The sequence below is a fragment of the Flavobacterium sp. B167r genome (assembly GCF_056824315.1).
Window position 1 is genome coordinate 2,356,992 of sequence record NZ_CP124859.1, and the last position, 21,560, is coordinate 2,378,551.

The window sequence follows — 21,560 nt, forward strand, 5'->3', positions numbered from 1 at the left end:
TTTTTAAATTTTAACTATTTATGGCTTTTTGGTATGTTCCCAAGACCTTCTAATTAGCTAAGATTAAGGAACATTTTACAAAACTCAAAAAAAGAACAACGTAGGTTTTTAATTTGCATTATTCCAGTTTGTAATTATCCAATCTGCAATTTTCTTATGAGTTCTTATCTCCGGAGGGACTGCATAACGTATCATTCTTTCGATTTTATTGTATGTAGACGTATTCGCAGGGGCACTTGTCCAATGTTTTTTACCAATATGATTTATAAAATAAAGAACCTCATAACCTTCAGTTCTGTTTAATTGCGAATAATCAGTTCCTTTTGTGTAATAAGGATCGTCTTCATCCGCTTTTGCAGTCCATTTATAATGCTTCCCATCATCATAAAGCATTTGTGATTTTAAATAACTCATAGTTTAATTTAATTAATTATTAATAATAACTTTCCAACCAAGAAAAGTATTAAAAACAAATAACATTAATAAAAACACAACTTTATTACGGAAAACCATAATGTTAAATAAAAACATTCAAAGCTATGAAGTATTGATACTCAAATTAAACTTTTCCTGCTAGAGTGCCTCTTTCTTTTATACATATACACGAAGAATCAATTAGCATAAGTTTCTAAAACAATTTTGCGTAAATATTTTAAACTTTTTAGAATAAGACATTTTTACGTTCACTAGTGTCTGAAGCTTTTTCTTAGTAGCGGGAAGCATCGAAATATCTAACCAGTTTTTTGAAGATTATTATAACATTATTGGATATGCATCTTGATGATTTAAAAAGAGAAAGATAAATTTTTCATAAGATATATCTGTTTAAGATTCATGAACTGGCTTTTGGTTTTTCAAGCCTTTCTAAAAAGTGGCTCATCAATTTCTTTATTATCTTCAGCAAATACTGAAAAGAATTTAGGATTATTTTTTATTAATCCGTCGAATTTACAATATTTCAATATTAGAGTTGTCACTAGAAAATGTAATTTGTACGTTATAAACTTTAGTTCATGATTTTGTTTTACACCTTCCTCATCTTCGAATGGAATTCTTCCATGCAAGAAATCATTTCTTTTGAGTAGTGCCAGTTCATCAATATCTGTTAATGAAAAGTCGCATAAAGAAAATGCAATTTTAAAACTATCTTTGTTTGTAACTTGATTAATTTGCTCAAGTTTATTAAGTATTGTTTCTTTACTGTTGAAATAAGAAATATCTATAGGTATAATAACTTCTTTTAAACTTTTAATTGCTTTACTAGCAACTTTTTTATCCTTAAAGGGATTGATCTTTTCACTGTGTTCTTCTAAAACGATATTTTTTACAGTTTCCAAAGCAATTGAATATGCTGATGCTCTTATTTCTAATGGATATTCATTGGCTTCAGAAATTATTTTTAATGCTCTTAAAAAACGTTTATCCTCGAACGCTTTAGTGACAAAATTTGAGAAAACCTCCAAATTAATATATCCTTTTGAATTATTTACTTTTGTAATCTCCCAAATTAAGTTAGGGGATACAACTTCCATCCCAGAGGATAGACTGTCTTCAATTCTTCTGAATTGAAAACCTGTAATCAATTTAAAGTCATTATTTGATGATTGTAGAATGTACATTTCATCTCTTATTACTTCACCAGTAATAGCACCTAAACTATAAAAGATAGCACCAATTGATTTTTCAAATTCATCATATTTTAGAGGAGTCATAGAATCAATAAATAAAAAATGTTGATCATTTTCGTCATAATCAAACAAATGAAATAAGTTAAGAGTACAATTAAATTCCGTAAGTCCTCTAAATTTTAATGATTCCTCTACATTAAAACTTTCACTTTGGATAAAGTTATAATGATCTTTAAGTGGATTGTGTTTTTTTGGTAGTGCTAATCTAAAATATTGTATTTCAGAAGTGTTAAATGAATTTTCTAAATGCCAAAGTTCTCCCTCTGTAGTTAATTTATCATTCATTTCCATGGAAAAATTAGCTACTCCGTTTGGAACTAACCAGCGAATTTTATCATTTTGAATTGAGAATGGCTTTGCTAATCCATAGCTGTCTCTTTGATATTTTGCAATGTCCGATACTAAATTAAGATAAGGGACTTTAAAGTTAAAACATCTTTCTCCTTTCTGAACTTCAAATTTAACCTTGTTAACAGGAGAGAAGTCAGAAAAACTTATAAATTTTTTAGGTTTACCTATTTCAATTATATAATCAAAAGTTTCTTTTAGGTACTTTCTTTTAGAATTTAGTCGAGCTTCTTGTAGATAATCAATCATTAGATCAGAAATTATTTTATAAGTTTAACAAGTTATCGATAAATTATTAATTAGCCCTATCTTCATTTACAGTTTAATTTGTGGTTAAATAACCGATTAAATTGTTTACTTATTTTTAAAATAAAATTATAAATCTTTGTAGTAATCGTAATCTTCGAATTTTTTAATTAGATAATCTTCAATTAGCAGGATTTCTTCAACATGATCTACCTGTTTTCTTATGTAAGATAATCTAAATTCGATTGATTTATTTGAGCCCCATTGTCGGCTTATTCTATTTCCATTCTCTTTTTGTTCAGAATAGTCAAGTTTTGACTCACGACAAATAATAAAGATATCATTCTCACGTTCAACAGGCTCATCCCATACGCCATGAATAAATAAATTTCTTATCTTTTTTATACTTGATATTTTTTGAATTAGTTTTTTTACAGTTTCATTCTCAAAATCTTTAAGATCATTTATGTTTTTAAGCATTTCAATATTAGATGCTAAAGTGTTTCTTTCAAAAAGAGTATTGGCTAAGACAAAATCAGAAGTAATATGTTTTCCTACTATTATTAGTAATTTTGATTCCATCTTGGCAAAAAGAGTAGATAATAAACCAAGATAAAAATAAACTTCTTTTTTATTTTCATCAGTATTTTTGAATTTGTATGTCATGTAAGTTTTTTTTAATTTCAATAAATGCAATATAAAGATTATAATCACTTCTTTGGTAAGTCAATTTCTTCAAATTCATTTTTTGATAGTTATTCATTTTTTCGTTTTATGATAGTCTTTTTAATTTAGATTATTAATCAAAAGTAAAAACACACTACGCAAAGATTTTGCGTAGTATCTGACGAATGGAGCAATTACAAAAAATAAATGCTCCAATTCCATTGTTTATAGTTTTTATGATTAGTGTCAAATGAAAAGAAGTTAAGAAATTACGATTGGATTATTTTACAATTCTTCTTCACGTACATAATCTATATAGGGCTTCATCCATTCTTGCTCATTTTCATTTGGGATATATTCCAAATGCATACTAATCAAAGCATAAATGGATAAAGTTTTAAATTCACTTTTAGTATTTACACTTCTATTTAAGTTTTTTTGCCATTTATCTAGATGATAGAAATCATTTGGATTATTTAATACTCGATATGTCCAAAACTTGTATGCAAATGGATATAGAACAAATAAATGAGCTCCTTTAGAAATCCCTTTAACAACCTTTTCTAAATATGGCATTACTGCAAGATGTAATTTCAGAGCATAATTTGTCGATAAATTTAAAGAACAGATTAAATAACAAATAATTTGGATAGTCCTTTTGTTTTCAGATTCTATGTCATTTACCCACCTAATTAATTTGTGACATGCATGATAATTTAGTGGAAAATTCTCTAAGATATATAGTATATGTTTTATTGCTTGTTTATCTAAATATAAAAAATCAGTATCACTTAAATGTTTTTTTAAATTAGCAAATATTATCTTTTCATTAGTTTTATTTTCAAACCAATGTGTTAATTCTTGTAGAAGAATTGGGATTAAATTATGTGTGAAATAATATTCATCTTTACCATTTAATTGAGGTAATTTATTAAGCAAAGCAAGAAACATTTTTCTTTGTAGTTTATTAATAATGTCATCGGCCATTTCAATATTAATGATATTTTCATACTCATTAAGTTCTTCTTCAACTTCAATTGTTTCTTGATATTTATTTTGTAAAACTTTATATACACCAATACTTCTTAATGTATTTTTAAAAGTTAAGAGATTTATTTTTTTATTTAATTCAAAAGAAACATTAGCCCATTTTATGGCGCTTTCTTTATCATTAAAATACTCAAATGATTGAACCAATAAATAACTATTCATATACTTTCTTTCTTCATAATACCACTCATTAAGAAGTTTTGAATCATAATTACTGTTAAAAACTCCTCTTGCGGGAACAAGATATGCTCCTCCATCTTCCGTTTCTGTGGGTGGATTTCCATAATATAATGTTTGATAAATGTAGTTTAAAGTACTCCCTATTTGAATAACAATTACATTGTAATCATCTACTGTACTAAAAGTGTCAATCTCGTCGTATGAACTTAATAATATTTCATAAGATTCAGCCAATTTATAAATTGCAGTTTTAGAATCTCTTAAAAGCCAAAATGAAATAGCATATTCACCTATTATTTTTGAGCGTGAAAGTTTTGTTGTTTTAAGTTTATCCTGCAGAAAATCAACAGCTTTTTTTGTGTAAAAATGCGCTATATTCTTGTCTTTGTCACCAAATATTTTTGCAATAGTAAGTAGACTATCAACTTTTGCGATTGTAAAAATCTCGACATCTAAAACATCTAATAAATTTATTAATGCTTCTTCTTTTTTTTCTTTATAAAATTGTTGTCTCCCAAATTCATCTTTTATTATAAACTGTGCTGAGGTTTTTATAAAAGAATTTTTAATAGAATTAAAATATAGTTCTGCTTCGGGCAAATTATTTAATTTTTCAGAAAGAATAAAAATTTTAGATTTTACCGCATAAGCTCCTAACAACTCTAGGTTATTAAGGATAGATTTATCAACAATAAGATCTAAAGTGACTATAATCTCGTCCCAATCTTTTTTACATTCAAGGATATTATCAAAAAGCCTTCTTGAAAATATATGTATTATATCTTCTCCATAAAAATCTTCAGGTTTCGCAATTTTGGCAAAGCTTTCAAACCATTTTTCAATTTCTGATTTTTCGGATATTTTATCTAATGTTAACCATAAATTATTAAGTACTGTTTTATCTGGCTCCTTATAATCGATTTCATTATATTCATTTAAGGAATTAAAATAATCTAGTGAACGAATAATGTTATCTTCTGTATAACTTTTAAACAGTATTAGACTAGCTAATTTTTTAAATTCAATTGGTTGAACATCTTCCAATTGAATTATATTTTCTAAATCCTCTCTAATAAAAAACTTATTTTTTTTATCAAACTTTTCATATTTTTTAAATTCCAAATCAACCAAAATATGCAATTGTAAAACCCTTATAGCCAATCTTAAAGTGAAACTCATCTCTTTTGGCAAATGCGTGTTCATCCATAATTTTGAAAATAATGTTTCAATAAAAGTCTCCGGATGATTAAAATAAAATTGTAAACCCATCGCCATTACCATTCCAGCATCATCAAAAGATTCTCCTTCTATAAAATGATTTATCGCAAACTGGGCATCATATTGTGAAATGTTTTTTTTAGATAATATGTTATGAGCTAGACTATTATTTATTTCTTTTTTTGTTTTTAGCAATAAGTTATTACTTCCTAATCTTTTTATTAAGGGAGAAACAGAATATGTCTGATCACTGTTTTTTTGTAACCATGTTCCAGATAAGTTGCTAATTTTTTCAAAAGAATGCTTGATAGGAGGTTCAACATTACAAACAATTTCAATTTTTTCATTCGATATTGTACCATTAATGATATTTAATCGATATAAAATTTCTCTTGCAGTATCATCTTGGGTCGTGTTAAGTAATTTTTGATATATATCATCGTCAAACTCATTAAATGCTTTTCCTGAAATAAACAAAGCGAATTTGTCTTCGGATAAACTCCAGTTTACACTTTCTAAGTATTTACAAATAATTTGAACATAGAGAGGAAACCCTAATGAAATTGCTTCAATAATTGTAGAATAAGAAGTTTTTGATTTGTCATCAGTATAAGTTAATATTATTTCCCCAATTTCTTCTTTATTCAATAGAGGAACTTGTAATTCTTTAAAACCATCAGTTATTTGTTCATGAATTTTGAAATGAATCTTATAATTAGAAGTTGAAAGTATTTTAATATTATTAGAGTTGCAATGTTCAAAAAGTTGTATAAAAAGTTGATTAATACTGTCATCAAATCCTAATTGAGGAATATCATCAAATATTATTAGTGGATTCGTTATTTTACTGAAATCATAAGAAATGATTTGCTTCGTTATTATTAAGAATATTTTTTTGAATTCTTCTTTAGATAAATCTTTAAAACTAAAGCTTAAATAATGGCAGTTTAAATAATTACTTAATAATAATGATATATGTGATTTCCCAGTATCATAACCTCCATAGATATTTAACCAAGTTTTCTCCTCCCATTTTTTTATAATATCAAGAATTGTTTTGTTCCTATAACTAATATTCTTTGATAAGATAGTTAAGGATCCATTATAAGAATTAGGGTCTTCAATAACTATATCAGTATAACGATTATTAAGAAAAAGGGAAGAAATATCTTTTAAATGTGTCTTAGAATCAATTTGTAAAATAAGAACATTAGAGTTCTTCAAATGACTGATCTCATAGCTTTCTGTTTTCTTTTTGGTATTAAATATTTTATCAAAAACCCCCACTAATTATTTGTTTTTTTTAATTTTTATATTTGAATTATTTCTTATATCAGAGATATCAAAATCCGAAGTATCATCTTTTGATGTGTCGATATCTACAGTAGAACTGAATACTTTTTTAATAGAAAATTTACTTTGTAAAGTATCTCCAAATACTAAAACTATTAAAGATAGTAATTGTCCTAAAAAAACAGTTATTGGTTCAATTTCAAAATTAGATTTCTTAATCCAAAAAATTGATAAAATAAAAATTGAAAAATTTACTACTACAGCTATATTTTTAATGCTTTTGCTCATATCCATAATTTATTACAAAGATTAAAAACAAATATAAACCATTGTGGGGAACTTAATCATGTAGATGATTATTATTTAATTTTCGAATGTAAAGGTTTTTGTAGTAAGAAATATAGAGTTAACTCTGACATAGATAGGAAGGAAATTGGTCATGCTTTAAATTATGAAATAGTTAAAGAGGTTAAATGTAATAATTTGATAATACTGTTGAAGAGGTTGATGAAAATTATAACAGTGAAGTTTGTTTTGAATATCAAATAATTATTGCCTTAAAATGAAACAGTATAAAATCTCTTATTCATTCTTCAGAAATTAAACTATAGAAATAGTAAGCTATATATTTTCACTTGATTATAATATTTTCGCAAATTGTAGTAAAAATATTTATATATTTAGCAAAAGATTAAGGTAATTAAAGTCGAAAATTGCTACTTAAATCTGTATGTTAATTAATTTTCACAACTTAATTTAAGCGTAAAAATGCATCACTAGACGGCATGACTCGATAACAAATTGGTTGGATCTTATATATACAAATAATAGAAAAAGATTAAGAAAAACGTAAGACCTTAAACAAATTTTAATTTTTAAAACCGAAGTTTTATAACGATTCGAAAGGGTAAAAAATAATTAATAATCCAATCCAGTATGTCAAATAAAGAGCCATTCTCTAATAATAACACAAAGAAAGGAATTGGGTTAGACTATCAGAAATTAATTGCATTAAGTTATTGTATTAATGCCAAAAAAAATGAGTCAATTTGGATTGAATGTTTTGGAGATATAGCTACTGATAGTGAGAGTTTAGAAGTTAAGCATCATTTAGGGGATCATAACTTAACTAGTAATTCCACTGATGCTTGGAAAACACTAAAAAATTATTTTGTTGAATTTAGTAAAATTATTGATAATGATAAATTGATTTTATTCACAACTTCTTCAATAAACTCTGACTCTATTTTTTATGACTGGAATAGAAAAACAGCTACTCAGAAATACTCAATTCTGAATAAGCATGATCCAGCTGAAGGAGTCAAATCATATAAGGATGATTTTTTTAAATTAGCGAAGAATGATGCTTTAAAAGTACTTGGTAAATTTACCATTAATTCAGATCAGCTAGGTATCATAGAATTAAAGAACGAGATATTAGACAATCCTTTTTTTGCTTTAATCAACGATGAATTTAAGGTTAGTGCTTTACAAAGTGCATATGGGTATATAAGTTTAAAAGCGTTGGACGATCTTGATAGATGGGAAATAAATTCCAATGATTTTATTAGAGATATGAAATTTCTATTAAGAAAATTTACTCAAAATAATATACCTTTTCCAATAGTAGAAAAAGATGAATTAAAAAAAGATGAGTTGGAAGATAGAAATTTTCTGTTTATTGAGAAAATAAAAAAAATTGGACTAAAGGATAAAGATCAAGCTAGTGCAGTAGAGGATTACATAAAAGCAAATTTAAGTGCTGAGAAGCTTTTAGCTATAACACCTATAATTTTTAAAGAGTTAAAAATATATGATTCTAATATTGAAAGAAGTTTAAATGACGAAAAGAGTAGAAAATCTTATAATTTAAAAAAAGATGATATTAGTACAGATAAAGCCATTTCAGAATCAAGGGAGGTTTTTTTTGAGTGCATAAATAAAGAGCATCCACAAATTATTAATGTGTCAAATACACAACGTTATTACAGAAATGGACGGATTCATAGTTTACTTGAGAATACATTATTTGATTGGGAATATAAAGAAAATGATTTATGAAAATAGACAATATAAATACTATTATTTTTAATCCAATATTAACAGCAAATTTTATCTTGTATTTTTTAAGCGGAACAAAAAATAATAAGATTAAAACTGAACTAATATATTTTGTATTGCCTATTTTGTATAATAATAAATTAAGATTAAAGCTGTCCACTTGTAAATCATCATCAAGCTTTAAAACTTTTCTGAGTGATGAAATAAAAATTGAACTAATTGATTTATCAAGGCAAGCAAGCGATTTTTTTACTTTAACAAATGAGTCATTAATAACTCTTTCAGGTTATTCAAATATGGAGTTGATGATTTCTGATTTTATAAAACTATCGCAAAAAAGCACTCTAAACTACAAAAATGAAAAAAATGAAATATTGAGAGAATATTATAAATCAGCTTTTTATTTAGGATTAATTTTTTCTAAAGAAAATTATAAATCAATATTTTACAAATTTTAATTAACGAATCATGGATATATATATATCTAGAATATTTCTTTTTAATTCTTCAGGAGAAATTAAAACAGTAAAATTAAATGATGGCTTAAATATTATAACTGGTGATTCGAAAACTGGTAAGAGCGCAATAATTGAAATAATAGATTATTGTCTCTTTTCAAGTCGTTCTACTATACCTAAAGGAATTATTAATAATTGGGTAGAACTATTCTGTATAGTTTTAAAAAACAAGGACAAAAATATTTTAATTGCGAGACCAAAAAGCAATTCAATAAACAGCAATAAAACATATTTTAGTATAGAAACGGATGAAGAATTTCTTGAAGATTTTGGCATTAGTTATTTTGACAATATTGAATTAAAAGATATTAAAGAAAATCAATCTGAATTTGAAAGACATTTAGGTATATCCGCATTAGATACTAGAATTGATGATGATGTTGATAAAAGAAAAACAGGATCAAAAGTGACCATGAGGAGTTTTATTCCATTTTTATTTCAACATCAAAACTTAATAGCCAATAAACATAGCTTATTTTACAGATTTGATGATCATTATAAAAGAAAGAAGACAATCGAGGATTTTTCTGTTTTAATGGGATGGGAGAACAGTAAGTATTTTATGCTCAAACGAGAATTAGAAGAAAAAACCAAAAAACTGCAGGCAGAGAAAAAAATTGTTGAAAAAACGAAAATTGATAATAATCAATTACAATCTCAATTATATCCTTTAGTAAAAGCTTATTATGGATTTATTGGGCAAGAATTAGAACAAAATCTTATTTTAAAAGATTTAAAGAGAATAGCTATAAACTTACCAGACGTAACTAGAAAATCATTTAGTAATTCTGAAATTAAATTAATCCATAGCAAATATGTTATAGAACGCAATGAATTGAAGGATAAATTAGATGGAGTACTTGAACTTATAGAAAAACTCAAATCAAACAGTGATCTTTCAAACGATTATAATGGTAGTTTAGAAAGGTTAAAATCATTTGTTTCGTTAAAAAATAATATTAGTGATTTACATTGTCCGCTCTGTAATCATGAAGTAACTGAAATTAAGGAAAAGATTAGTAAAGTCAATGAGTCAAAAGATAAATTACTTGAAGAATTTGGTAAAATAGGTAATTATACTAATGACTCAAGCAAACAGGTAGAAAATTTAATTAAAGAAAGAGATGAATTAAAAAAAAGTATTAATTCAATATCAGGAGAAATTTCTAATATTGAGAAACAACTAGGTGAAATTGACAACGATAACTCATTTTTTGAAAGAGCTTACATTTTAAAAGGTGCTACAAAAGCGAATGTTGAAAATTTGATTGAGCGTAGTATTTTAGCAAACTCTAATCCTCTTTTAATAGTTGAGCTTGAAGCTGAAATAAAAAGAATAAAAGGTGAATTGAGTGGATATAATATTGAAGAAGTAATAAGAGAAGCGGAAATTAAGTTAAATAATAAAATGACAGAGATTTGCGGTAAATTAGACTTTGAAAACGAGTTAAGACCAGGGAAATTGATTTTTTCATTCAAAGATTTCGCCTTTAAATATAAGTTTAATGGCAAAGAAAATATACTTCTGACTGAAATGGGAAGTGGATCTAACTGGTTGGCAGTTCATTTATCAGTATTTTTAGGATTTCTTAATTTAATTAGTACGTCTGAGAAATCGACCATCCCATCGATTTTAATTTTAGATCAACCTAGTCAAGTTTACTTCCCTTCTCAATATGGTAAATTACGAAAGGAAGAATTAGAGGAGGAAATTGATGATACATCTGAATTAGAAGTTAAAATTGATGAAAATATTGAACAGGTAAAGAACATCTTTCGAGTTTTACTTGAAGAAATAGAAAGTATATTTAGTTTAACTAATTACAAACCACAAATCATTGTTCTCGAACATGCTGATGAAGAAGAGTTCAAAGACTTTGTAAATTATAGATGGAAAAAAAATGGTGAGAAATTGATTTAAAACAGAAAAGGATAATTTCAGTCCGGATTATTTTAATATTTCATCTAAAAAATCTAATATCTCCAGACATTTAGAGTAATCATTATGATTTTCATCTTTATTGGATAAACTTTCATTAAAAATAGAACTAATTGAACTGTGAATAAAGTCGATCTTATTTCGATAATCATTGAGAGGCTCAAATTTATTTTTAGCTTGAATAGGGCTCCATTTTTTTTCAAGTAATAATACAGCATATACTTGTAAGCTAAGGCTTATTTTTCCAGTAAAACGATTTATTAGGGGGTTATTTGGTGCTAATTTTATTTTGCCAGCCTCATAATAATTATTGGAAGGATTATATTTTATTCCTACTTCAATATATCCTTCATTTTTACCCATATTCATCGTGATTAAGTCTTCTATAAAAATTGATCTGTTTTTTAAGACCCATCTATTATCGTTCATTTTGCCTTCATTTGTACCACTTTTAATCCAATTATCATTAAATGAATCTTTCACAATTTCTTCTAAAATTGACCAAAATACAATGAATGATATAATTTGATTGTTAAAAATTAAGTTTTCATTCTCAATAGCTGAAGTTTTTCTGAATAAGAGTCCGTAACCAATTTTAAGTTTTTCTTCAATTCTGGATTTAATATTTAAATTATCTATTATGGATAATTTTTCTTGAATTTTTTTAATCTTAAACCAGACCTCTCGTCTTCTAATTCCTAGCTTAATTAAGTCAGAAACAGTTAATTTTAATCTTTTGAAATTTTCTATTGAATATTCGGAATCAGAACTATAATCAGGATGTTCTTTGATGTAGTAATTGTCTGCTCCATAATGAATCATTGTATCAATATTCCATATTTTATTTGTTGCCGAAAATATAATTACAGGTGATGGGAAATTAATTGAATTGAAATTTTTTCTAATACATTCATTCATTATTTTAAATCCATTAAAATTCCTTATAGAGGTATGATTATGATCATCTTCATCTAATCTCAAATCTAAAAAAATTAGATCATAAATATTATTTTCAAGTTTTTCTTTAGCTGATCTAAAGTTTTCTGCAAATTCAATTACGTTATTTTCAAATAAGCTTATTTCAAGAATTTGTTTCCATCCTTTTTGAGCCTGATCATCAATTAATAAAACTTTCATCTCTTATTTTTTTTAAATTTACTTAAATCGATAATTGGAGCATTTTTAATTTTCTTTTCTAATTCTCGAAATTCATTACGATATTCTTTATTAATTTCTTCTACTTCATCATTTTTATTTTCTGGCTTATTATTTTTTGCATGCAGCCATTTGAAATATATGTTTTTTAAATCGTCAATATTTAAAGTCTTTATTTTTTGTATATCTATTTCAGCGATCTCTAAAAGTCGGAATGCTCCCCAAAGATTTGCGATACTGTGATTGTCAAAATAATTAGTTGGAATATTTAAATTTATTTTAGCTATTTCTTTTGGTAGATCAAATTTTTCAAGTTGAGTAATAAAGACTTCTGTTGATTCTTCAATATCAAATAAATTATAATCAATTAATGAGACGCCTTTAGTTTTAAGAATTAAGAAAAAATCATTATGAATTAGATTGTTTAAGCCTGTAAAACCATAAATAAATATATTTTTATTTTGGTTAATTGTTACAGTTGTTCTAATATGAACAGCTAATCTTAATCCTAAATAATCACTAAGAATATCACCAAAACATAAGGGTATAATTATATTTTGATATTCCTCTTCAGATAATAAATGCGTTATAATTCGATCAAATTCGATATCTACGTTTACATTTTTATCATACGATAGCGTTTTGCAAACAGATGATTTAAAATCATAAGGAGAAATATTAGAATTTTGAGAATATAAAATTAGACTTTTCATGTGCTTAAATGTCTTTTAATACCGATTTTAAAAATTCTAAATCTTGTATTTTAGTAATGTCAAGATTAGGATTTAGTGCCAATAACAAAGCGCTAAACTCCATGTTTTTTTTAGGAATTTCCTTTAGATCATAAACTAAATTCCATATTTTTTGTTTAATAAGTAAATTTTCTTCCTTCCTGAAGTTATTACCAAAAACTAAATATTTAATATTTACATCTTCTTTAGAAAATGAATCTAAAAACACTTTAAGATTAGAATATAGTATGTTGGTTGGTATATATGCAATATTATCGTTTACAGTTCTATTCCCTATAGAGCCACTAAAGAAGACCAAAATAGATTTACTTTTATTTGCATTATTAATTAAATCTTGTCTAATTCTATTAACCTCTTTTGAATGTTTGTTTTCTGGATTATCAAAAAAAGATTCGTGAAATAAAATAATTTTTGCATTTGAAAAAATATTATTCTTAACCTCGTCAGTTAATTCACTAACTGAGTAAATTGGGCATAAAATTTCTTTGTAATTTTCAAACTTTTCTAAAGTCCAACCATTGTCTTTTTGCCTTATCTTTTTGTCGTCTATTAAGTATATCATATTTACCTATAAAATATTAAATCATATTGAACTCCTTCAAAAGTATCTAATTTTTTTATCTCTTTTTCCTTTTCATTCCATAAGTTAATTTCTGCATAATCATTATTTCCAAAATCCGCTTTTAATATGAAATCACAAACTCCATTAATTTGATTTTCAATTATTTGTGTTATTTTTTCTCCTTGTCTTATTAAAATTGTTGTTGGTGTTTTACCAAAAATACTATTTAAGTGGTGAATTGAAAATACGATGGTTTCATTATGTTCGATTAATGAAAGTTTATAAAGGGGTTTATTTACGTGTGTTAAACTGTTATGGGATTCGTTACACATTTCAATGATCTTCTTATAAGCTTGTTTAACTTTGTCCATGTCTGTAAAAAATTCAATATTATCTCTAATATTAGTAGTGTCAATGATACTTATATTAGAAAAACTATAATTGTTTATTAATTCTATAGATTTTTTTAAAGAGTTGTCTCTTCTTACATGATAAAGGGATTTAAAATGAAGGACTAAGGCATCGAAATTTTGAACTCTTGTTTGTTGATTATTTATTTTAAAAGGTGGAAAATTAAATGGAATTGCATTTAATGTAGGATCAGGGTTAGGGCATTTTCCAGGATTAAGCTTTGCCCACTCTAATAGTTCTGGAGATGACCAAGTAATTTTAATTTTATCAGAAGACCATCCGATCGTCGAATAGTTATTGAGATAATTTCCCATAAGACCATGTATGTTTTTATTTATTTTTTCTTTGTATTTTTTTGTAAGTTTAAAAAATTCCTTTTTTATTATTTTTAGATGTTTTTGAAAATCGTACTCACTTGTTTTTGTTAAAATATTAATTTTTAATAATGCATCACCGTCTATTAAATGACAAGTATATTTTAAAATGTCATTCTGGTTGAATTCGATTAAAAAGTTTTTTAAGTCTTTTGGGGATATATATGTTGTTTTTTTCTTATCAAAGTTTTCAAAATTAGTATTTATTGTTTTTGCTTTTTGAAATTGTTGATTTGCATTTTCATCTTTTATTGTTGCGTCTGATGTATTTAGATTTTTACTGTTGGTGAACTTGTCATTATCGGCTATTTGATCAATTTTATTTTCAGAAATTTCAGCTTTTATAGTATTTAATTCAGGAGCGGTATTATTAGATATGCCATTTAGATTATTCTTGAAATATTGGTCAATTTTAATAGTAAATTCATCATCGGAAATTAGATGAGAGGATTGCAAAAAATCTATTTTTTTTTCTATTTCAGAAATTTTCATGTTTAAGAGATCATTTGAATCTCCTAATAAATTCAATTCTTTTTTTGTCAAAAGTAAAATTCTTTCTCGATGAGAATCGTTTAGTTTATTAGAATTTAATAATTCATATATAAAAGATATTTTGTTTTTCATGTGTAAATTATTTGAAACTACTGATTTCTTCTATTTCTTTCTTAATAGTGGTTTTGTTCATTAGGTTATTCGGTTTTTGTGAATAAAAGACATCCATTGCTTTTTCAATACCTTCGTTCTCCCAAATGTTAAGTATTTCTAATATCGAAGCTTTTGAATCAACTAGCTTTTCAAATCTGTCTCTTAGCTTAATATAAGTGGTGTCATTTACTCCTTTAACCATTTTTAAATAAAGTAATTTGCCACTAATAACCATTATCATATTTGGCTTTCCTTTTAATAAAGACCCCTTTTCTAATAAATAATTTTGAAGAAATATTATGTATGCCTTATCATATCCATAAGTCTCCCAGTAATATATCCATTGTCGCAATTGTTTAATATATCGACGAGGAACATTTACTTTATTATTTACAATTAGACCTGTTACTTCTTGGCGAAACCCTTCTTTTTGAAAACGTACTTTACTTTCATTTACATTAAAATTTTGATCTTCGATAATTCGTCGTACTTCTTTGTCAAATGTACTATCAGCAACAAATATTTTTTCGAAAACATTTGGTTTGATTTCATAAGTATTGTGTTTACCGCTAAAAGTAATATCATCTGCATATCGAGTGTAATTGATGCCAAAACGTTTGGAAACGCCCGTTAATTGTTTGTCTAGTTTTTCGCAAATGGCATTTGTTAAAATAGGAGAAGTGGGGGCTCCTTGAGGAAGAACAGAGCTGATTGTTTTTATCCAAATATCATCCACATGCCTCTCGACTTCTTTTAAAGTACAAGATAATCCGGATATCATATTGGCTATTTTTTTACGCTCTGGAGTTGTGCCTAGATTAAAGGGAGGAATTAAGAGTCTTCCCCAAATACGTGATTTGTCCACACTTGAGAAAAAATCTTTTAAGTCCAAGTTATAAACGTAAATTTGGCCTACATGCACTTTTGAATTATCTACAATGGATTTGCCTATAACAAACCCATTAGCATTAATATGGGGGTGATAAATACATTGTAGTATTACATTTAAAGCTTTTTGAAGTTCTTTTAAACCTTTAGTTGGTGAATGAATAATTCGATCTTCACCAGACTTCTTTTTTATATTAAATGTAATATAGGATGGTTTACCTAGATTATTAAGATCTATATTGTCTTCATTTAAAATAGATAATATTTTCTTTTGTGATTTTATACTTTTGAAATCATTTGCATAATTGTTTATATGGTAATTTAATTGCTTTTCTTCAAAAGGAATAGACTTTTCACCATATTCAATCTTCTTTGCTTCGTTTAGTAAAGCAAGAAAATCTATTTTACTATTCATGTTTTTGAATAGTTCTTGAATGTTTTTTGTTTGAGCAGGGGTAATTTTCATTTTACATAAATTTAGTTCTTATGATAACCGTAGCATATTCTTTCTTTATGTATTCTGAAAACTTAAATTGAATTAAAACTTAAATTGAATTAAAACTCAAATTGAAATAATATTAAAGCTAAAATTAAATTAAAACTCAAATTAAATAATATTAAAACTTAATAATTATAAAAAGATTTTTAAAAAGTAAAGATTGAAAAAGATATGTGTTCCAAAAATTACTCTAATAACATTCAGTTCTAGATTGCTCTAGAACCACCAGCCGATTTGAGATATTAATTAAATATTTCCAGCTGGCAAGCCAATCTTACGATTGGCATTTCAATATTTTTGCTACGGTTTTCAAAGAACTTCATTTTATTTTACAAACTTATAATTAAGGAAGTACTGGAGTTTATGGATTAGTTACATCTATTAGCCATAATTTATGAGGTAAATATATATAAAATCTAATGATGACAATTAGAAAAAAAATCTCTTTTCGTATTAATATATAATTTTATACCCATCAACTAAGTAATAATGACAAAAGCGTGTTGATCACCAAGAAAAAAAGAAAAAATAATGAGGTGTATAAAGGCAAGTTTTAATTTTCAAATTCGTTTACTAATTTTTCTTTTCTTCTTTGCTTTAATTGGTTTTGGCACATAATCTGTTGTATTTTCTATAATTAATAAAGTGTCGATCAGATTAATTTTTAAATCACTTGTTTCTAAATTTTGCATGTTTTCGGGAAAAATTAAAGCAGAATTTTTATAGTAGTGCTTTTCATTATTAGGATTGCTTGCTTCACAACGGTCCAAAATTCCTTTTGCACTGTACTGTTTTCCCAGAGTGCTACCATTAAAGACAGATTTAGTTTTATGATCTACAAAGGTAATTCCGTAAAGTTGTCCGTCCTTGCTCTTTCTCAAAACCGTATAAATTCCTTGCTTTTTTAATTTTTCTGCTAATTGCTCAGGAGAGTTAAATGTTTCATTGATGAATGTCTCTCTAATATTAGATCTCACATGTCTTTCATGAGACATTTTTTTTGTAGTATTAATTTTAAATCTTTCTTCTAGAAATTTCAAAGTAGGTTTGCTGTAAAAGTCACTTGCCTTAATTGGTACTCCAACTGGTTTACAATCTTTGTCAAGTATTTTATAAAGAAGTCCGTTATTTTTAAAAACTCTAGAATCTTCAGTTCCTCTGTCAGCATGAACATTGTACTGGTTTAAAACTACATTCAACTCTGGAAGGCTTGAATATTTATATTCCAATAAAACTTTGTTTAAAACTCCATTGATAGCCTTTTTGGACTCTGCTTTTCCATATTCTACTTTACGGTTTGCAATTGGCTGTAAAGAAAATTGCTCTTTCGTTTTTCTTCCATCCGCTTTTACAAGCCCAAAAGTTTCTTCAATTTGTTTCCTTGCAGGTTCTGATTTTCTAATCCCTAACAAATGAAGATCAATCCTTTTGCCGTCTCTCTGAATATTATTTGTAATCACATGCAAATGAGGATGTCCTGCATCATAATGCTGATAAACCAGATAAGGTTGTTTGCCAAAACCAATTTTCTCCATGTAAACCTTTGCAATCTCATTAAGCTTCTCTTTGGAATGGTTTTCCGAAGGATCAAAATTCAATGAGATATGTACAGCGTTTCGCTTAACGTTTTCGTTAAGCGAAGCCTGTTTTGTAAAACGATGAAGTTTTAAAGTAAAATTAAGCCTGTCGAGTTCCAGAGGAAAGTTAATAGCACTTATGCATTCAGCCTTTCCTTCTTTTACTTTTATCTCATTGTAGTTTAAAATTCGCTGTACTGAATTACTGGTTTTTATAATTGCAACCATTGCTCTGAGAATTTTTGAGAGTGGGTTTTAATTTCCTCTATTTTTTCTAATAGCTTCTTTTTATCTACTTCAAACCAGAATACCTGTGTTTTAAATTCGGATATAGTCTTAAATGAATTCATCCTTTTAGCAATCTGGTTGATGTTATTTCCTATTGAATTAAGCTCACTGTTGAGAGTCATTGTTTCTTCTATATAATCATCAAAAGAAGCATTGCGGTAAGTTGTTACAATAGGTTTGTTAAATAAGTGCCTTCTTATATGGTCACTTAATTTTCGACAGGTACTTGCTCTAAATCTTTTTTCCAGTTCGGCATACTCCAAAGGAGTTAATCGCAGTCCTACGATTCGTGTTCTGTTTGAATTTTCTCTTTTCATCATCTTTCATTTTCATTATTTTCAAACTCTTTTCTTTCTAGTGTCTCCACCACCGAGTTCCGAGGTAAAGGGTGGCAAGATATGCGGTTGTTTAACAACCGTTCATCTTGCCGACTGCAGGAACGTGGCAGTCTTTGGAGATTTTAAAAGTTAGAAACTAATTTAATGAGAATCTTCGAAATTTTGACAAGTAAAATTTACCTGTGATGACTTTAGACTATTACGATGAATAATACTTAAAAAAAGAAAAAGAGAAAAAAGAAAGCAGTCTTCAAATTGGATAAGCAGACAGTTGAAGTGCTATAAGTCCCGAAGGGTGACTTTTTGGAGGAACGAGAAAAGGTCATTATGCGCACTTCTCTGACTGTGTCCAATATTTTGCTTTGCTTTTTTTCTGATTTAAACAATGATTAGAGTTTCATTTTATTTAAGGACTGGTTATCATTTCAAAAACTTTAACTAAAAAAGCGTGTTTTAGAAAAATCTTGGCCTGTTTTTGATAACAAGCAGCTAAAAAGTGTATTGTAATTTTGTTGTAGCATTGATTAAAATAGCAAATTTTTAAAACTCGAAAAAAGCTCTTTAAAATCAGTGTTTATATGTGAAATAAAAACAAAACAAGAAAAACGCTACTTTATTTATAAAAAAAGCACGTTTTTGAATGTTTTTGGCTTGATTTTGATAGCAAGCGTTCAAATCAACAGCGGTAAATTTGTATCAACAGAAATCTTAACTACATAAACTTACCAAATTTGAATCACTTTCGTAATAGTCTACAGCATTTAATATTATATAAATAATGTTTAAAATGAAACTGGTATGTTTTTGATGTTTTTTGGTTTGTTTTTGATGTGTCTTTGTTAATAAGGCCGTTGTAATTTTGATACAGGTTATTGTCTGTATATCAATTTTAATTTATTGGTTATGTATTGTGAACAATTGAAAATAAAATTAAAGTCTCCATAAACAGGAAGGATTAAATCATTAACTAAAAATGAGAAATAATGAAACTTAATGCAGCTATTAAAAGTAAGATTCTCGATGCAATTAGTTTATTGTATGTGATTCTATTTGTATACGCAGCAGTAAGTAAATTGCTTGATTTTGAAAATTTTCGTGTGCAATTGGGACAGTCGCCTTTATTAAGTGCTTTTGCAGGATCAATTGCGTGGATTGTACCAATATTCGAATTACTAATAGCATTATTTATTGTTTTAAAAAGATGGAGATTAATCAGTCTTTTTGCATCTTTTAGCTTGATGGTTATGTTTACATCATACATCTATATTATATTAAATTATAGTTCTTTTATTCCTTGTTCATGTGGAGGCATCCTAGAAAAAATGGGATGGAAGGAACATTTCTTTTTTAATTTGGTTTTCATAATGCTGGCAGCAGCGGGTATCCTGATATCGGCCGGTAGGGTGTCCAAGACATCTTTTATTTCAAAACCCGCTGTTCTTGCCAGTTCTTTTGCACTTTCGATCTTTTTTAGTGTTGGTCTAGTGACTGTTTTATTTATTTCATCTGAAAATATCATACATCATCGGAATAATTTTGTACGCCGTTTTCCTCATCATCAGGCCGTAAAAAGGAGTGAAGTTGATCTGCTTTATAATTCGTATTATTTTGCTGGAACAGCAAATGGAAATTTATATTTAGGAAATAATACTGCGCCGTTACATCTCTTGTCATTCGATAGTGTTTTGCAAAAGAAAACATCATTTAAAATAGAATTGGATAGTAGCAATTTTGAATTTAAAGCTGTCAAAATTAATGTTTCAGCACCTTACTTTTTTGTTGCGGATGGAAATGTCCCTTGTTTGTTTAGAGGAAAAATCTCAGATTGGAAAGCATCGTTATTTATGAATCAAAAAGCGTTTTTTTCACTAATTACACCGGTCGATTCTCTTAATGTTGCCTTTAGAGGGCAGGCTGTAAAGAATAATGAAAATATAATTGGATCCATCTTTCTCGGAAAGACTCAAAAAGTAAAGCTAAATCCAAAACTGTTACAAAAACAAATTGATGGAATTTTTGATACAGACGGAATGCTGCATTACAGTCCAAAGATAAAATGTATTGTTTATGTTTATTTATATCGAAATGAGTTCGTTGTAGCTAATGATTCTCTTGACTTAAAGTATATAGGAAAAACTATAGATACTACAAGCCAGGCAAAAATTAAAATTTCCAACATTTCAAGCAGGAATCAAAAGAAAATGTCTGCACCACCGCTTATTGTTAACAAAGCCAGTACAGTATATAAAAACCTTCTTTTTATTTATTCGCCAGTTCATGGATTATATGAATCGAAAGATTTATGGAGCCAGGCAAGTACTGTTGATGTTTATGATTTGAATGATGCTTCTTATGTCTCAAGCTTTTATGTTTATAATATCGGAGACCAAAAAATAAAAAATATGATTGTTCATGAGAATTACCTCTATGCCCTTATTGGTAATTATATAGTTTGTTATCAACTTAGTAATTCACTCTTACAACATTACAAAAGTGAATTATGATTATCATATACTTAGCGCTCAGTATCAGGAATGTAGTCGAACACCTGTAAAAAAAGTAGATATTTTTTTAATTTAATTTTTATTATCATGGAAACATTAAATGTGAAAAAGCTTTTGCCTGTGGCAGCGTTTGCCTTTGCAATTGCAGGTGCTTTTGCCTCAAGTCCAAATGGCAAAGCAACTAATGTAAGTGCGCCTGAACAAGGATACATCAATAATCCGAATCCATGTTCTGAATCGATTGATTGTAACAATCAAGGGAGTGAAATTTGTACCATTGAGAACACAAATCAACAAGTTTTTGGTTTAAATGCCAGTGGTACTACTTGTAACAAAGTTTTATACAAATTAAACTAATCT

Annotated in this window: 17 protein-coding genes; 5 read left to right on the forward strand and 12 right to left on the reverse strand. The window is 27.1% G+C overall.

What is annotated here, in order from left to right; translation table 11 throughout:
* Positions 1–108 precede the first annotated feature (108 nt).
* The 5 genes from QLQ96_RS10445 to QLQ96_RS10465 all read right to left on the reverse strand — a co-directional run bounded on the left by QLQ96_RS10445 (position 109) and on the right by QLQ96_RS10465 (position 6,977).
* Positions 109–414 carry a hypothetical protein gene (locus QLQ96_RS10445; protein ID WP_393047525.1) on the reverse strand — a complete coding sequence of 102 codons (306 nt, stop codon included), beginning with the start codon at positions 412–414 and terminating at the stop codon, positions 109–111.
* Between the two features lie 440 nt (positions 415–854).
* Entirely contained in the window at positions 855–2,285 is a 1,431-nt protein-coding gene (locus QLQ96_RS10450; protein WP_482496605.1) for a hypothetical protein, read from the reverse strand.
* Positions 2,286–2,411: 126 nt separating this feature from the next.
* The gene (locus QLQ96_RS10455; protein ID WP_482496606.1) at positions 2,412–2,948 is read right to left on the reverse strand and encodes a hypothetical protein; all 537 of its coding nucleotides are present in this window, start codon (positions 2,946–2,948) and stop codon (positions 2,412–2,414) included.
* Positions 2,949–3,233: 285 nt separating this feature from the next.
* Entirely contained in the window at positions 3,234–6,683 is a 3,450-nt protein-coding gene (locus tag QLQ96_RS10460; RefSeq protein ID WP_482496607.1) for a hypothetical protein, read from the reverse strand.
* 3 nt (positions 6,684–6,686) lie between these two features.
* Complete coding sequence (locus tag QLQ96_RS10465) at positions 6,687–6,977, reverse strand: hypothetical protein (RefSeq protein WP_482496608.1); 291 nt, start codon at positions 6,975–6,977, stop codon at positions 6,687–6,689.
* A gap of 648 nt (positions 6,978–7,625) precedes the next feature.
* On the opposite strand from QLQ96_RS10465, the gene QLQ96_RS10470 reads away from it, so the two are divergent.
* The 3 genes from QLQ96_RS10470 to QLQ96_RS10480 are packed head-to-tail and all read left to right on the forward strand — an operon-like array spanning position 7,626 to position 11,189.
* Complete coding sequence (locus tag QLQ96_RS10470; RefSeq protein ID WP_482496609.1) at positions 7,626–8,750, forward strand: hypothetical protein; 1,125 nt, start codon at positions 7,626–7,628, stop codon at positions 8,748–8,750.
* Positions 8,747–9,208: a three component ABC system middle component gene (locus QLQ96_RS10475; RefSeq protein WP_482496610.1), complete on the forward strand. Its 462-nt coding sequence runs from the start codon at positions 8,747–8,749 to the stop codon at positions 9,206–9,208. The genes QLQ96_RS10470 and QLQ96_RS10475 overlap by 4 nt, the downstream gene beginning before the upstream one ends.
* Before the next feature lie 10 nt (positions 9,209–9,218).
* Positions 9,219–11,189 (forward strand): DUF3732 domain-containing protein, encoded by a 1,971-nt coding sequence (locus QLQ96_RS10480; RefSeq protein ID WP_482496611.1) that lies wholly within the window; start codon positions 9,219–9,221, stop codon positions 11,187–11,189.
* A gap of 27 nt (positions 11,190–11,216) precedes the next feature.
* Here QLQ96_RS10480 and QLQ96_RS10485 read toward each other — a convergent pair whose 3' ends face one another.
* The 7 genes from QLQ96_RS10485 to QLQ96_RS10515 form a co-directional block, all read right to left on the reverse strand.
* Positions 11,217–12,344 carry a response regulator gene (locus QLQ96_RS10485; protein ID WP_482496612.1) on the reverse strand — a complete coding sequence of 376 codons (1,128 nt, stop codon included), beginning with the start codon at positions 12,342–12,344 and terminating at the stop codon, positions 11,217–11,219.
* Entirely contained in the window at positions 12,341–13,075 is a 735-nt protein-coding gene (locus QLQ96_RS10490; RefSeq protein ID WP_482496613.1) for a hypothetical protein, read from the reverse strand. Before QLQ96_RS10490 ends, QLQ96_RS10485 begins: the two co-directional genes overlap by 4 nt.
* Before the next feature lie 4 nt (positions 13,076–13,079).
* Complete coding sequence (locus QLQ96_RS10495) at positions 13,080–13,676, reverse strand: hypothetical protein (RefSeq protein WP_482496614.1); 597 nt, start codon at positions 13,674–13,676, stop codon at positions 13,080–13,082.
* A 2-nt stretch (positions 13,677–13,678) separates the two neighbouring features.
* Positions 13,679–15,085, reverse strand: coding sequence for a hypothetical protein (locus tag QLQ96_RS10500; RefSeq protein ID WP_482496615.1), 1,407 nt, complete (start codon positions 15,083–15,085; stop codon positions 13,679–13,681).
* Positions 15,086–15,092: 7 nt separating this feature from the next.
* Positions 15,093–16,460: a reverse transcriptase family protein gene (locus tag QLQ96_RS10505; RefSeq protein WP_482496616.1), complete on the reverse strand. Its 1,368-nt coding sequence runs from the start codon at positions 16,458–16,460 to the stop codon at positions 15,093–15,095.
* A gap of 593 nt (positions 16,461–17,053) precedes the next feature.
* Positions 17,054–18,298 (reverse strand): relaxase/mobilization nuclease domain-containing protein, encoded by a 1,245-nt coding sequence (locus tag QLQ96_RS10510; protein WP_482496617.1) that lies wholly within the window; start codon positions 18,296–18,298, stop codon positions 17,054–17,056.
* Positions 18,283–18,678: a plasmid mobilization protein gene (locus QLQ96_RS10515; RefSeq protein WP_482496618.1), complete on the reverse strand. Its 396-nt coding sequence runs from the start codon at positions 18,676–18,678 to the stop codon at positions 18,283–18,285. The genes QLQ96_RS10510 and QLQ96_RS10515 overlap by 16 nt, the downstream gene beginning before the upstream one ends.
* Positions 18,679–19,679: 1,001 nt before the next feature.
* Here QLQ96_RS10515 and QLQ96_RS10520 point away from each other — a divergent pair.
* Together QLQ96_RS10520 and QLQ96_RS10525 are read left to right on the forward strand one after the other, a co-directional pair.
* Complete coding sequence (locus QLQ96_RS10520; RefSeq protein WP_482496619.1) at positions 19,680–21,200, forward strand: MauE/DoxX family redox-associated membrane protein; 1,521 nt, start codon at positions 19,680–19,682, stop codon at positions 21,198–21,200.
* Between the two features lie 87 nt (positions 21,201–21,287).
* Complete coding sequence (locus tag QLQ96_RS10525; RefSeq protein WP_393047569.1) at positions 21,288–21,557, forward strand: DUF6520 family protein; 270 nt, start codon at positions 21,288–21,290, stop codon at positions 21,555–21,557.
* Positions 21,558–21,560: the final 3 nt, after the last annotated feature.